The following is a 14417-nucleotide window of genomic DNA, read 5'->3' as shown; positions in this document are numbered from 1 at the left end:
GTGAGATCTCCGGTTCTCTTTTTTCAATGGAGATCCCACCTTAGAGAGGGGTCAACGCCGCTGTTATCCGCCTGTGGCGAGCGGCACTGTAAGCAAGCTATGCCAAGCTGTGTAATATAGCGTCGACTACGTCCGTAGGTGTTGCGGACTGGGTGATGGGCCGGCCGATTACCATGTAATCCACACCAGCGTCCCGAGCCTGCACAGGCGTTAATACACGACGCTGGTCCCCCGCCTCGGCCCCTTCCGGCCGAATGCCCGGTGTCACCAGCTCAAAGCTGGGTCCGCAGGCCTGCTTCAGCATTACCGCTTCCTGGGCGGAACAGACCACGCCATCCATGCCCGAGGCTTTAGCCAGCTCTGCCAGGCGCTGCACCTGCACCTTGGGCACATCCACCACGCCCACCTGCTGCAGGTCGCTGTCGTCCATGCTGGTCAACACCGTCACGGCAATCAGGTGTGGACGCTGCTTGTGATTGGCGATGGCATTGGCCGCGCCTTCCATCATCCGCTGGCCGCCACTGGCGTGTACATTCACCATCCACACGCCCATGTCTGCAGCCGCAGCGACAGCACCCGCCACGGTATTGGGAATGTCATGGAATTTCAGATCGAGAAAGACCTCGAAACCCAGCTTATGCAATGACTCCACCACCACCGGGCCACTGCGGGTAAAAATTTCCTTGCCCACCTTTACCCGCACCTTGGTCGGATCCAGTTGCTTGGCCATGGCCAAAGCCTGGGCTGCATCGGGATAGTCCAGTGCGACAATAACGGGGCTGGAAATGGGCATGGCAGAGATCCTGAGTGGTGGTAGGCGGGGCTATGGTAGGCGCTGCGCAGAAGCGGTTCAAGAATGGGCAGTGGCAAGCTTTAATCGTCCTGCAGGCGGCTTTTGTAGGAGCACCGCTTGAGGTGCGAACCGAGCGTAGCGAGGCCACCAAAGGGAAGCCATTCTTAGAGGCCCGTAGAGCCCGAAAATGCCTGATCGCCCTGCGGATCAATTCCGTGCTTCGCACGGTTCGTCCCTCAAGCGGGACTCCTACAGCAGCTCCGTAGAAACCCCGGAATCCAGGGAGCGCCCTGGTTCTTAATCCAATCAGCGGCAGCTGGTAACTGCTTTAAACTTCCTTCACCACCGGCTTGATGGTGCCCCAGCGCTTGCAGCTTGGGCAGCGCCATTGCATCAATGGCGTTTCAAAGCCACAGCGGCGGCACTTGTACAGGCTCTTGTCGCTCAGCAGCTTCTCCGAAACCTGCTTGAGCATGTCCAGATGCTCACGGGCCTCACCCTCGGCGGTGCTGGCCAGGCTCATATCGATGATGCGGTTGAGCCCCCGCACGGACGGGTTGGCCTTCATATATTCACGAATAAAATCCGCGGCTTCCTTGTCACCATAACGCTCTTTTAACGTTTCAGAGAGCAACAAAATACGCGTGGTACTGGGTTTCTCTGCACTGTAATCGGCCAGCATCTGGATGAAATCTTCTTCCTTTTCCTGATGCTGAAAACACTGTCGCAGACGCTCCAGTGTTTCATCAAAGAAATCGCTGTCCTGATTCCAGACTCGTTGAAAGGCATCAATCGCGGTGCCCCAGTTGGATTCCGCCATTTCCAGGTCACCTTCCGTCAGGCTGGCGCGCACGCACTGGTTATCGAATGACAGCGCCCGGCGCAGCATGCGGCGGGCCGGATTGGTATCGCCGTCCCGACGCAGGGTTTCCGCCTGTTCACAGCAGAACTGGGCCAGCACCGGCGCCAGGTTCGCACGGTTCTTGAGCAGGCGCTCGCCCATGCTGATAGCGTTGACCCAGTCACGCTCCTGTTCGTACAGGCCCATCAATTGTTCGCACACTTCATCTTTGGCCTGGCAATCCTGGTCCAGCATTTCCAGCAGTACCTGTTCGGCCAGATCAAAGATGCCGCTGGCCAGATAATCCTGTGCCAGCTCCAACTGAATTTCTTCCTGCACCGGCCGACCATAGTCGCCATGTTCAAGCAGATGAGTATGCAACTGCGCGGCACGGTCAAACTCGCCCCGCTTGCGGAACAACTTACCCAGGGCCAGATGGGTCTCCAGCCCCTCTTCGCTCACATCCAGACTATTGAGCAAGGCTTCGATGCCCTTGTCCGGCTCTTCATTGAGGAAGAAGTTAATACCGGCCACATAGTCCTTGGACAAAGACGCCATGCGGCGGCGCTGGCGCCGCTTGCTTTCGCGCCGCCCCATGAAAAAACCGGCAGAAATGGCCACAAAAAACAGCGGAATCAGCCACAACGATTCGCTCATGAAAACAGGCCCTTGATGCCACGCAGGCCAACCCCGGCCAGCAGGCCCACCAGCAAGCCAATGGCCAGCACAGAGACCACCAGTACGCCCAGTGAGACCTGCCACTGCCAGGCATCCACCAAGAGATCGATCATCACCAGATCACGATTGCTGGTAACAAAGAGGAAGGCGACAAGAAAAATGGCCACAACGGCCAGAATTACCAGAATCCGGTAAAGGTTTCGCATCGGGAACGTCCTTTTCTGGCCAGGCTCGAAAGCCGGGCAACACTAACTGGCGGCAGCTTGATTGCCGTCACTGCCGTTATTATCAACATCTTCGCCTGAGTCTGTCAGCGATTCATTGACACGCTCACGGAGCTCTTTGCCAGGTTTGAAGTGAGGAACGTATTTACCGTGCAGCTCGACGCTGGCACCGGTTTTGGGATTGCGACCCACGCGGGGGGCGCGGAAATGGAGGGAAAAACTGCCGAAGCCGCGAATTTCAATGCGACCACCGCCGGCCAGGGAATCGGCCATTTGCTCGATCAAGGTCTTGACTGCCAGCTCCACATCCTTGGGGGACAGCTGCGCTTGCCGGTCGGCAATGCGCTCAATCAGTTCTGACTTGGTTAATGCCATTACAGCTTACTCCCTGGGCTCCCAGCCCAGTGGGGCCGGCGCGATGCCGGCCCCCGGGAGGAGCCGTTTATGACTCGTTGCTGCTTTCCATTTGCTTCTTGATCAAGTCGCCAATGGTCTTCGGAGCGTTAGCGTCTTGCTGCTCCTGATGGCCTTCGACGGCTTCACGCTCATCAGCCTGATCCTTGGACTTGATGGACAAGCTGAGAACACGGTTCTTGCGATCAACGTTGGTGATTTTGGCTTCCACCTCGTCACCAACCTTGAGAACCTCGGTCGCATCGTTAACGCGATCGCGGCTGATTTCGCTGGCACGCAGGGTACCTTCAACGTTCTCAGCCAGCTCAACAGTGGCCGCTTTCGCGTCGACTGCTTTCACTACGCCCTTAACAATTGCACCCTTATCGTTAGCAGCAACATACTGAGCAAACGGATCATCTGTCAACTGCTTGATACCAAGGAAATTCTTTCGCGCTCTGCGTCGATAGAAAGTACCACGGTTTCCAGCTCATCGCCCTTGTTGAAGTTACGCACGGCGTCTTCGCCCTGCTCTTCCCAGGAAATGTCGGACAAGTGAACCAGACCATCGATACCGCCTTCCAGGCCGATGAAGATGCCGAAGTCAGTGATGGACTTGATTTTGCCGCTGATGCGCTCGCCTTTCTGGTACTTCTGCTCGAAGGCATCCCACGGGTTGGACTGGCACTGCTTGATACCCAGGGAGATACGACGACGGTCTTCGTCGATGTCCAGGATCATCACTTCCACTTCGTCGCCGATCTCTACAACCTTGGACGGGTGGATGTTCTTGTTGGTCCAATCCATTTCGGAAACGTGAACCAGGCCTTCCACACCTTCTTCGATTTCGGCAAAGCAGCCGTAGTCGGTCAGGTTGGTCACCTTGGCTTTCACGCGGGTACCTTCCGGGTACTTGCCGACGATATCGTGCCACGGATCTTCGCCCAGCTGCTTCAGACCCAGGGAGACACGCATCTTCTCGCGGTCGAACTTGAGTACCTTGACGTCGATTTCCTGGCCAACTTCCACGATCTCGCTCGGGTGCTTGATACGCTTCCAGGCCATGTCGGTGATGTGCAGCAGGCCGTCGATGCCACCCAGATCTACGAACGCACCGTAGTCGGTCAGGTTCTTCACGATACCCTTGACTTCCATGCCTTCCTGCAGGGATTCCAGCAGCTGCTCGCGCTCTGCGCTGTGCTCTGCTTCCATCACCGCACGACGGGAAACCACCACGTTGTTACGCTTGGGATCGAGTTTGATGACCTTGAAGTCCAGCTCTTTGCCTTCCAGGTGCGCAACGTCGCGAACCGGACGGATATCAACCAGAGAGCCTGGCAGGAAGGCGCGGATCGGGCCGATATCGACAGTGAAGCCACCCTTCACTTTGCCGGAAATCATACCTTTTACGATCTCGTCTTCGTCGAAAGCTTTTTCCAGCTCGCCCCATACTTCGGCGCGCTTGGCTTTTTCACGGGACAGGCGGGTGAAGCCCATGCCATCGTCGATGGCATCTACGGCTACGTCTACTTCATCGCCTTCGACGATTTCCAGTTCGCCTGCCTCGTTAATGAATTCGTCACGGGCAATAATGCCTTCGGATTTCAGGCCTGCGTTAACGGTTACCCAGTCGCTATCGATGGATACAACAGTACCCTTGATAATGGAGCCACGGGCAACGTCCAGGTCCTTTAGGCTTTCTTCAAAGAGATCAGCAAAAGATTCAGTCATGAAATTCACTCAAGTTTTCGCACATGCCAACCAGCAGACATGGGTTAGTCAATAGATGAGATCCGCCCTTCCCCAGCTGGCTTACTTTTTCAGGGTTGAGCAGATCGGCCGCTTAACACAGAGTTGCCCCGCGATGGCAATCAACCGGAGGGCGCTAACGAAGTGTGTGCTACCGTTACGCCAACTGACGTGCGGCAGCCTCATCAAGAATCCGGTTTACCACGTCATCAACCGTCATGGTGGTGGAATCGATCACCACGGCATCGTCTGCCGGGCGCAATGGCGCCACCTCACGGTTCATGTCACGATCATCCCGGGTGCGGATGTCCTCGACGAGGGTCGCGAGGGTAGCACCAAAGCCCTTTTCCTTCAACTGCTCAAAGCGCCGTCTGGCGCGCTCTTCAGCGCTGGCAGTCAGGTAAATCTTGAGGGGGGCGGAGGTAAACACCACAGTGCCCATGTCACGGCCATCCGCCACCAGTCCGGGGGACTCGGCAAAAGCCCGCTGACGGGCCAACAAGGCGTCGCGCACGGGCTGCAGCACGGCCACCTGGCTGGCCAGTTCGCCGACACTTTCCTGGCGAATGATATTGGATACATCCTCACCCGCAAGCATCACCGCGGTATCACCTTCCTGCTCCACAAACCGCACCGGCAAATCTTCCGCAAGAGCGATCAGTGCAGGCTCATCATCCAGGGCAACCCCTTGATTTTGCGCATAATATCCAAGCACACGGTACAAGGCACCGGAATCCAGCAGATGCCAGCCCAGGCGGATTGCCACCAGGCGGGCCACGGTGCCTTTGCCGGATGATACCGGCCCATCAATGGTTAAAATCGGGGTCATTTCACCTCCAGCTTCAGGCCCGCATGGGTCGCTAACTGGGCGAACCCTGGGAAGCTGGTAGCCACGTTGGCGCAATCATGAATGGTAATGGGGCCAGTGGCCCGTAGGGCGGCCATGGCAAAGCTCATGGCGATGCGGTGATCACCATGGGACTGGATCTCACCACCACCAAACGCACCACCGGTGATACGAATGCCGTCTTCGAACACCTCATGGCTCACGCCCAGTGCGGCCAGGCCATCGGCCATCACCTGGATGCGGTCGGATTCCTTCACGCGCAGCTCTTCCGCGCCGCGCAGGATTGTCTCGCCTTCGGCGCAGGCCGCAGCGATGAAGATCGCCGGAAACTCGTCGATGGCCAGCGGCACCAGCGCTTCGGGGATCTCGATTCCCTTGAGCGGCGCCGCCTTGACGACCAGGTCCGCCACCGGCTCGCCGCCGGCATCTCGCTGATTTTCCAGGCGAATATCCGCCCCCATCAGTTTGAGAATGTCGATCACGCCAGTGCGTGTAGGGTTGATGCCCACGTGCGGCAAGGTCACTTCGCTGTCGGCCGCGATGGACGCCCCCACCAGGAAGAACGCGGCGGAGGAGATGTCCGCCGGCACTTCCAGCTTGCCGGCCGACAGTGTGCCACCGCCCGTCAGCGCGCTGGTGGGGCCGTCGCGGCGCACGTCATAGCCAAACCCGCCCAGCATCCGCTCGGTATGATCCCGAGTGGGAGCCGGCTCGGTCACAGAGGTTTCACCCTCGGCGTACAAGCCGCCCAGCAGCACGGCTGATTTCACCTGAGCAGATGCCATGGGCAGGTCGTAATGGAAACCCTTGAGCGGCTGGCCGCCACGAATCCGCACCGGGGGACGCCCCTGCTCGCCCGTGGTGATCTGGGCGCCCATCTCCCGCAGCGGTTTGGCGACGCGCTCCATGGGGCGTTTGGACAGGGAGGCATCCCCGGTCAGCTCCACATCGAAGGCCTGGCCGGCCAACAAGCCGGTCAGCAGGCGCATGGAGGTGCCAGAGTTGCCCATGTACAACGCTTTACCCGGTGCTTTGAGGCCATGCAGTCCGACCCCGTGAATCGTTACCTGACCGTTATGGGGACCTTCAATCACTACCCCCATGTCGCGGAATGCCTGCAGGGTCGCCAAAGCATCCTCCCCTTCCAGGAAGCCTTCTACCTGGGTCACCCCTTCTGCCAGCGAACCAAGCATGATGGAACGGTGGGACATGGATTTATCGCCGGGCACGCGCAGGCGGCCCTGTAGCTGACCACCCGGTGTTACCACAAAAGTGGGATTCTGGGCGGCGTCATTACTGTCTGTCATGGTTACGTCGTCACCTGCACACTGAACATGGTGGGCGCGCGTATAGGAGGTGCGCCCGTTCATAGCCAAAAAATGGGCCCGGGCCGTATTGGCCCGGGTCATGATGCCCATCAGGGCATCGGAATCCTCGTTTTCCACCGCCTGGCGGAAGCGGCCGATGCCGTCGCTGAACTGGTCCAGCGCCTGCAGCAAGGCCGCCTTGTTTTCACGAAAGATGTCGTGCCACATCACCGGATCAGAGCTGGCGATGCGGGTGAAGTCGCGAAAACCGCCGGCAGCATAGCGGAAGATCTCGGTGGAATCTCCCTGCCTGGCCAGCGTATCCACCAGTGAGAACGCCAACAGATGCGGCAAATGGCTGGTTTCCGCCAAGACCTGGTCGTGGTAATCCGGCGACATCTGCAACACTTCCGCGCCCATGGCCGTCCAGATGGCCCGCACTTTGGCGGTGGCCGCCGGGTCGGTGGCATCAGTGGGCGTCAGGATCACCCGGTGATCGCGATACAACTGGGCATCGGCGGCGGTCACACCGCTTTTTTCCTTGCCGGCAATAGGATGGCCGGGCACAAACCGGGAGAAATGTTCCCCCAGCGCTTCACGGGCGGCCGTAACCACGTTGCCTTTCACACTGCCGCCATCGGTGACGATGGCCGTGCCGGACAGGCCCGGTTTCAAAGCCGCCAGCACCTTCCCCATGGCGGACACGGGGGTGGACACGAACACCAGATCGGAGCCGTCCACGGCCTCGGCAAGATCCTGACTGCCCTCGTCGACCACGCCCAAAGCGATGCCCTGCTCCAGGGTACGCTCGGAGCGGGAACCGGCCACGATGGAACGGGCCAGGCCGTTTTCGCGAGCGGCGGCAGCGAAAGAGCCGCCAATCAAGCCAAGGCCAATAACGGCAATGCGATTGAAGAGAGGTTCAGGCATGGCAAACGCTCCCGCTTCGCATTGTAGGAGCACCTCTTGAGGTGCGAACCGAATCTGGCACGGCATGCCGCAAGCAGGTTCGCACCTCAAGAGGTGCTCCTACAGCGGGCATTTCCAAGGTTTTGACGTTACCCATCCGCCAAATCCTTCAGCACATGCTTGAGCGCATCCAGGAAGCGTTCATTTTCGCGGCTGGTGCCCACGGTGACGCGCAGGTGGTTGGGCATGCCGTAACCTCCCAGCGGACGCACGATCACTCCCTGCTTCAAGAGCCCTTCATAGACAGGCATGGCGTCACGGCCACAATCGAAGGCAATGAAATTGGCTACGGAAGGGATCTGCTCAAGATGCAGCTTCTGCAGGCCTTCGGCGATCTGCACCAGACCTGAGGTGTTCTCGCTGCGGGAGTTTTCGATGTGATCGTCATCCTGCAGGGCCGCTTCCGCCGCCACCTGTGCCGGCGTATTCACATTGAACGGCTGGCGCACGCGATTCAGCACATCGGCGATCTGCGGGCTGGAGATGCCATACCCCACCCGCAGCCCGGCGAGACCATAGATCTTGGAGAAAGTGCGGGTCACGATCAGGTTAGGGTGTTTGGCCAGTCGTTCAATCCCATTCGGGTAGTGGCTTTCTTCCACATACTCCACGTAGGCCTCATCCAGCACCACAACCACCCGATCGGGAATCCGTGACAGGAATTCATCCAGGGCATGAGCATTAAACCAGGTGCCGGTGGGGTTGTTCGGGTTGGCAACAAAAATCACCCGGGTGCGATCGGTCACAGCCTCGGCCATGGCCGCCAGATCGTGACCAAACAGATTGGAAGGCACCTGCACCGGCTTGGCGTTGCAGGCCAGGGTTGCAATCGGGTACACCGCAAAAGCGTATTCGGAGAAAATCGCTTCGTCGCCTTCCTGCAGGTAAGCCCTGGCAACCAGATCCAGTACATCGTTGGAACCGTTACCCAGTGTCAGCTGCGCGCTGTCCACACCCAGCTTCTCCGACAAGGCCGCTTTCAGGGAAAACGTGGCGCCATCCGGATACAGATGCAGATCGTGGAGATGTTTAAGGGCATGAAGCGCCTTGTGGCTGGCCCCCAGCGGATTCTCGTTACTGGCCAGCTTGACGATATCGGTGACGCCCAGCTCACGCTCCAGCTCCTCGATGGGCTTGCCCGGCTCGTAGGGCTTGAGCTGCTGGATACCGTTGTTGGCGAGTTTGATGTAGTCCATATTCGCTCCGCAATTTCAGGCCTGATGCCGGACGCCCAATGCCTGACGAGGGGTGTCTTCCAGCGTCAGGCATCCTGCATCAGGCTTCGAGCGTTCTAAAGCACTGCCTTGGGATACGAGCCCAGCAGCTTGATGGTATTGCCGGCGGCTTCCAGTTTATCCAGCACCGCCTGCAAGGCCGCATCTTCCTTGTGGCCTTCGCAATCCACGAAGAACACATAGCTCCAGTTGGCAGTGCGTGAGGGCCTGGATTCCAGACGGGTCAGGTTGATGCCTTCGTCCCGGAAGGGGGACAACACTTCGTACAACAACCCCGGGCGGTTCTTGCCGCTGATCATCAGGCTGGTTTTGTCGCAGCCGGAGGCCGGCGTGTCCTGGCGACCGATGATAATAAAGCGGGTGGTGTTGTCCGGGCGATCTTCAATGTTGCGTTGTACGGCAGTGAGCCCATAAAGCTCTTCCGCCATTTCCCCGGCAATGGCCAGGGCATTCCATTCATCTTTCAGGCGGCGCGCTGCCTCGGCATTGGAGCTAACCGCGATCCGCTCTACCCCGGGCATGTGGGCGTCCAGCCACTGACGACACTGGGCCAGCGTCTGCTGGTGGGAATACACCCGAGTCACCTTGTCCTGGCGGGTATGCTCACCCGCCAGCAGATGATGATGAATACGCAGTTCCACTTCCCCGCAGATTTTCAGGCTGGAGGTCATGAACGTATCCAGGGTGTGGTTCACCACCCCTTCAGTGGAGTTTTCCACTGGCACCACACCGTAGTTGGCGGCACCGGATTCCACTTCACGAAAGACTTCATCAATGGCACCCAGCGGCAGGCTCTCCACTGCATGACCAAAATGCTTGAGGGCAGCCTGCTGGGTAAAGGTACCTTCCGGCCCCAGAAACGCCACCTTCATGCGCTGTTCCAGCGCCAGGCAGGCGCTCATCACTTCACGGAAAAAGCGCGCCATGGTCTCGCCATCCAGCGGCCCCTGATTACGCTCTTTGACCCGACGCAGCACCTGGGCTTCACGCTCAGGCCGGTAGAAAACCGGGTTGGGGTCGGTGGCCGTTTTCACCTCAGCCACTTTATGGGCCAAAGTCGCGCGCTCGTTGAGCAGGTCCTGAAGTTTTTGATCCAGCTCGTCGATCTGGTTACGCAGGGAATCCAGAGAATCGGTCATTCTGCCCTCGCAAGCATGCAGCACGCATCACGCAACACGCGAACAGGCGTGGGAGCATTCGTTGCGATTTCGTGCCAACCATTCAAATCCATTGTTCTACCCACCTCTCAAACAATCTCGTCGCTAAACACCTGCACTACCCTGGCAAGTATGGCGTGATGCGTGTTGCCTGAAGCGTCTAGCCGTGTTTCTTTTCAAACTCTGCCATAAAGGCAATCAGCGCATCCACCGCCGCTTCCGGCACCGCATTGTAGATGCTCGCGCGCATGCCACCCACGCTGCGGTGACCTTTGAGATTCAACAGGCCAGCTGCCTGAGCCTGATCCAGGAACGGCTTGTCGAGACGGTCATCAGCCAGGACAAAAGGCACATTCATGCGGCTGCGGCTGATCACCTCTACCGGGTTGCTGTACAAACCGCTGGCATCAATAAAACCATACAGCTTTTCTGCTTTGCGCTGGTTTATTTCACCCATGTTGCCCACGCCGCCCTGCTTTTTCAGCCAGGAGAACACCAGACCAGACAGGTACCAGGCATAGGTGGGCGGGGTGTTGTACATGCTGCCGTTGTCGGCATGGATCTGGTAATTGAGCATGGCAGGAACACTGCTTGAGGCTTTGCCGAGCAGGTCCTTACGCACGATGACCAGAGTCAGGCCGGCCGGGCCGATATTTTTCTGGGCACCGGCATAAATCAGCCCGTACTGGTTCACATCCACTGGCCGGGACAGGATGGTCGAGCTCATGTCCGCCACCAGCGGGGTGTCACCTACCGCCGGCACAAAGCTGTATTCCAGGCCACCAATGGTCTCATTGGGGCAGTAATGCACATAGGCCGGGTTATCAGACAGGTTCCAGCTGTCCTGCGGCGGCACGGTACTGAAATTGGTGTCTTCACTGCTGGCCGCCACATTGATCTTGCCGTAACGGCCCGCTTCCTTGATGGCTTTCTTGGACCACTGCCCGGTGTTGATGTAATCCGCCGTTTGCCCTTCACCCAACAGGTTCATCGGCACCATGGCGAACTGGCTGGACGCCCCGCCCTGCAAGAACAGCACAGCGTAATCATCGCTGATGCCCATCAGATCGCGCAGGTCTTTCTCTGCCTGCTCGGCAATCTCTACAAAGACGTTATCGCGGTGGCTCATTTCCATAATGGAAAGACCCAGTCCCCGATAATCCAGCATTTCCTGCTGGGCTTGTTCGAGTACCGCCTGCGGCAACGCCGCCGGGCCTGCGCAGAAGTTATAGGCGCGGGACATGCATTTTCTCCGTTTAAACGAATCCGGTTAATCAAAGAAGCCCGGCGGGGCCGGGCTTGGGAATTACCTTGCTCATCATTCCGCTTGCCCGCCCTTGCCCTGATATCGGGTTAAAAGCGTGACAAGCGTTGCGAGTGACAAGTTTCGAGCTGCGAAATGCAAAAGCGCTTTCTGCTATTGCTCTTCGAGACTCGTTACTCGTCACTCGCTTCTGAGGCTTTATTCCTCAGCGTCGTCGCTGGCGTCGGATTCCGGTGCTTCCGAGGACGCTTCCCCTTCGATCACCTCGCCGTCTTCACCTTCCTCTTCCTCGACACCTTCCAGCTCGGGGATAGTGGCCAGACCACAGAGGGCTTCGCCATCAGCCAGACGGATCAAGCGGACACCCTGGGTATTACGGCCAGACGTGCTCACCTGATTCACACCGGTACGCACCAGGGTGCCCTGGTTGGAAATCAGCATGATATCTTCTTCGCCGAACACCTGGGTGGCACCAACCAGCTCACCATTTCGCTCATTGATCACCATGGCAATCACACCCTGGCCACCACGACCTTTAGTGGGATAGTCGGTGAGCGGAGTACGCTTACCGTAGCCATGTTCGGAGGCAGTGAGGATCTGGCCATCTTCTTCCGGCACGATCAGGGAAATAACGTCCACCCCTTCGGCCAGCTTGATACCTCGCACACCACGGGCCAGACGGCTCATGACGCGCACCTTGGACTGATGGAAGCGCACCGCTTTGCCGTTGCGGGCAACCAGCATGATGTCTTCGTGGCCTTGAGTAATGGCCACATTCACCAGGTGCTCGCCTTCCTGCAATTTGACCGCGATAAGACCGGAGCTGCGCGGACGGGCGAAGTTAGCCAGCGCAGTTCGCTTGACGATACCGCTGGAGGTGGCCATGAAGATAAAGGGCCCGGGAACAGTATCGGCCACCGCCTCGACTTCACCCTCAACCTCACTATCCACTTCGTCTTCAATAACGTCCGCCGCATCCTCGACATCAACGGCATCATCTTCCGCGTCGGCCTTCTGCTGGCGCACCATTTCCGCATCCAGACGCAGGATGGCCGTAATGCGTTCTTCATTACCCAGTGCCGGCAACAAATTCACGATCGGCTTGCCGCGCGATGCCCGACCGCCCTGGGGCAACTCGAAGGTACGCAGCCAGAACACCTTGCCCGCATCGGTAAACAGCAACAGGGTGTCGTGGGTGCCGGCTACCAGCAGATGTTCCACATAATCTTCGTCTTTCAGCTGCCCGGCGGACTTGCCGCGGCCACCCCGCTTCTGGGCGCGATAAGTGTCGATGGGCTGCATCTTGGCGTAACCACCGTTAGACAGGGTCACCACCACGGTTTCTTCGGCGATCAGGTCTTCCATGCTGAAGTCCTGACGGGAGGCCACGATCTCGGAGCGACGCTCGTCGGCGTATTCTTCGCGTACCGCCTGCAACTCTTCGCGGATCACCTCCATCAGGCGTTCCGGATTACCCAGAATCTTCAGCAATTCAGCGATCTGCTCCAGCAATTCCTGGTAGTCACTGATCAGCTTTTCCCGTTCCAGGCCGGTCAGCTTCTGCAAGCGCAGGTCCAGAATCGCCTGAGCCTGTTCTGGGCTCAGGTGATATAGGCCATCCACCAGGCCATACTGTTCTTCTAAGCCATCCGGGCGCGCCGCGTTCTCGCCACCGGCCCGCTCCAGCATCTGCAACACGTCACCGGGCTTCCAGCCCTTGTCCAGCAGTTTGGCTTTAGCCTCGGCGCCGCTGGGAGAGGCTTTGATCAGCTCGATCACCGGGTCGATGTTGCTCAGGGCAACCGCCAGGCCCTCCAGCAAGTGCGCTTTTTCACGAGCCTTGCGCAGCTCGAACACGGTACGACGGGTCACCACTTCACGGCGGTGGCGGATAAAGGCATCCAGCAGCTCGCGCAGGTTAAGAATCTTGGGCTGACCGTCAACCAACGCCACGGTATTAATACCGAACACAGACTCCATCTGGGTCTGCTGGTACAAGTTGTTGAGCACCACCTCGGCATTTTCGCCACGGCGCAGCTCGATCACCACGCGCATCCCTTCTTTATCGGATTCGTCGCGCAGCTCGGTAATGCCTTCAATCTTCTTGTCTTTCACCAACTCGGCGATCTTCTCGATCAACCGCGCCTTGTTCACCTGATACGGGATCTCGGTGACAATGATGGCTTCTTTACCGCTCTTGTCCGTGGCCTCGATCTCGGCGCGGGCGCGCATGTATACGCGGCCACGGCCAGTGCGGTAAGCCTGCACGATACCGGCGCGGCCATTGATGATACCGGCGGTGGGGAAATCCGGGCCCTTGATGTATTCCATCAGGTCGTCCGGGGTCAGGCTGTCGTCATCAATCAGCGCCAGACAGCCATCCACCACTTCACCCAGATTATGAGGCGGGATATTGGTGGCCATGCCGACGGCAATACCGGAAGAACCGTTTACCAGCAGGTTGGGCACCCGGGTGGGCATCACATCGGGAATCTTTTCCGTGCCGTCGTAGTTATCGACGAAATCCACGGTTTCCTTGTCCAGATCCGCCAGCAGCTCGTGGGCGATCTTGGCCATGCGCACTTCGGTGTAACGCATGGCAGCGGCGGAGTCACCATCGATGGAACCAAAGTTACCCTGACCATCCACCAGCATGTAGCGCAGGGAAAAAGGCTGCGCCATCCGCACGATGGTGTCATACACCGCGGAATCACCGTGGGGGTGGTATTTACCAATTACGTCACCGACCACACGGGCCGATTTCTTGTAGGGCTTGTTCCAGTCGTTGTTCAGCTCGTGCATGGCAAACAGCACACGGCGGTGCACCGGCTTGAGGCCATCGCGCACGTCCGGCAACGCCCGCCCGACGATTACGCTCATGGCGTAATCCAGGTATGACTGCTTGAGTTCGTCTTCGATGTTGACCGGGGTAACTTCTCTGGCGAGATCCGTCATAGCGA

The 14417-nt window shown here is 58.5% G+C and carries 10 protein-coding genes and 1 pseudogene; all 11 read right to left on the bottom strand.

Annotated elements, in window-relative coordinates; genetic code table 11:
- Positions 1-97: 97 nt before the first annotated feature.
- Positions 98-793, bottom strand: coding sequence for an orotidine-5'-phosphate decarboxylase (gene pyrF / locus CL546_RS09115; protein ID WP_290494277.1), 696 nt, complete (start codon positions 791-793; stop codon positions 98-100).
- Positions 794-1121: 328 nt separating this feature from the next.
- On the bottom strand, positions 1122-2291 hold the full coding sequence (gene lapB, locus CL546_RS09110; RefSeq protein WP_290494275.1) for a lipopolysaccharide assembly protein LapB: 1170 nt from the start codon (positions 2289-2291) through the stop codon (positions 1122-1124).
- Positions 2288-2518 carry a lipopolysaccharide assembly protein LapA domain-containing protein gene (locus tag CL546_RS09105; RefSeq protein WP_063521210.1) on the bottom strand — a complete coding sequence of 77 codons (231 nt, stop codon included), beginning with the start codon at positions 2516-2518 and terminating at the stop codon, positions 2288-2290. The genes lapB and CL546_RS09105 overlap by 4 nt, the downstream gene beginning before the upstream one ends.
- 42 nt (positions 2519-2560) lie before the next feature.
- Positions 2561-2911: an integration host factor subunit beta gene (ihfB, locus tag CL546_RS09100; RefSeq protein ID WP_007149969.1), complete on the bottom strand. Its 351-nt coding sequence runs from the start codon at positions 2909-2911 to the stop codon at positions 2561-2563.
- Between the two features lie 67 nt (positions 2912-2978).
- Positions 2979-4660 (bottom strand): annotated as a pseudogene (rpsA, locus tag CL546_RS09095) (30S ribosomal protein S1).
- 175 nt (positions 4661-4835) lie between these two features.
- Positions 4836-5507: a (d)CMP kinase gene (gene cmk / locus CL546_RS09090; protein ID WP_290494272.1), complete on the bottom strand. Its 672-nt coding sequence runs from the start codon at positions 5505-5507 to the stop codon at positions 4836-4838.
- Positions 5504-7762 (bottom strand): bifunctional prephenate dehydrogenase/3-phosphoshikimate 1-carboxyvinyltransferase, encoded by a 2259-nt coding sequence (locus tag CL546_RS09085; protein WP_290494270.1) that lies wholly within the window; start codon positions 7760-7762, stop codon positions 5504-5506. The genes cmk and CL546_RS09085 overlap by 4 nt, the downstream gene beginning before the upstream one ends.
- 128 nt (positions 7763-7890) lie before the next feature.
- Positions 7891-8997: a histidinol-phosphate transaminase gene (gene hisC, locus CL546_RS09080; RefSeq protein ID WP_290494268.1), complete on the bottom strand. Its 1107-nt coding sequence runs from the start codon at positions 8995-8997 to the stop codon at positions 7891-7893.
- Positions 8998-9092: 95 nt separating this feature from the next.
- Entirely contained in the window at positions 9093-10175 is a 1083-nt protein-coding gene (gene pheA / locus CL546_RS09075) for a prephenate dehydratase (RefSeq protein ID WP_290494266.1), read from the bottom strand.
- 178 nt (positions 10176-10353) lie between these two features.
- The gene (gene serC / locus CL546_RS09070) at positions 10354-11436 is read right to left on the bottom strand and encodes a 3-phosphoserine/phosphohydroxythreonine transaminase (RefSeq protein WP_290494264.1); all 1083 of its coding nucleotides are present in this window, start codon (positions 11434-11436) and stop codon (positions 10354-10356) included.
- Between the two features lie 219 nt (positions 11437-11655).
- Positions 11656-14412 (bottom strand): DNA gyrase subunit A, encoded by a 2757-nt coding sequence (gene gyrA / locus CL546_RS09065; RefSeq protein ID WP_290494262.1) that lies wholly within the window; start codon positions 14410-14412, stop codon positions 11656-11658.
- Positions 14413-14417: the final 5 nt, after the last annotated feature.

This window comes from Alcanivorax sp., from assembly GCF_002726155.1.
In the GTDB taxonomy this organism is placed as follows: domain Bacteria; phylum Pseudomonadota; class Gammaproteobacteria; order Pseudomonadales; family Alcanivoracaceae; genus Alcanivorax.
Note: the sequence above shows the minus strand (reverse complement) of the source record. Positions and strands in the feature narration are given on the sequence as shown.

Bases quoted from the DNA above. Each gene is read 5' to 3' on its own strand.
- CL546_RS09105 (WP_063521210.1), bottom strand. From the start codon at position 2,518: ATGCGAAACCTTTACCGGATTCTGGTAATTCTGGCCGTTGTGGCCATT.
- lapB (WP_290494275.1), bottom strand. From the start codon at position 2,291: ATGAGCGAATCGTTGTGGCTGATTCCGCTGTTTTTTGTGGCCATTTCT.
- CL546_RS09085 (WP_290494270.1), bottom strand. From the start codon at position 7,762: ATGCCTGAACCTCTCTTCAATCGCATTGCCGTTATTGGCCTTGGCTTG.
- pyrF (WP_290494277.1), bottom strand. From the start codon at position 793: ATGCCCATTTCCAGCCCCGTTATTGTCGCACTGGACTATCCCGATGCA.
- cmk (WP_290494272.1), bottom strand. From the start codon at position 5,507: ATGACCCCGATTTTAACCATTGATGGGCCGGTATCATCCGGCAAAGGC.
- hisC (WP_290494268.1), bottom strand. From the start codon at position 8,997: ATGGACTACATCAAACTCGCCAACAACGGTATCCAGCAGCTCAAGCCC.
- serC (WP_290494264.1), bottom strand. From the start codon at position 11,436: ATGTCCCGCGCCTATAACTTCTGCGCAGGCCCGGCGGCGTTGCCGCAG.
- pheA (WP_290494266.1), bottom strand. From the start codon at position 10,175: ATGACCGATTCTCTGGATTCCCTGCGTAACCAGATCGACGAGCTGGAT.
- gyrA (WP_290494262.1), bottom strand. From the start codon at position 14,412: ATGACGGATCTCGCCAGAGAAGTTACCCCGGTCAACATCGAAGACGAA.
- ihfB (WP_007149969.1), bottom strand. From the start codon at position 2,911: ATGGCATTAACCAAGTCAGAACTGATTGAGCGCATTGCCGACCGGCAA.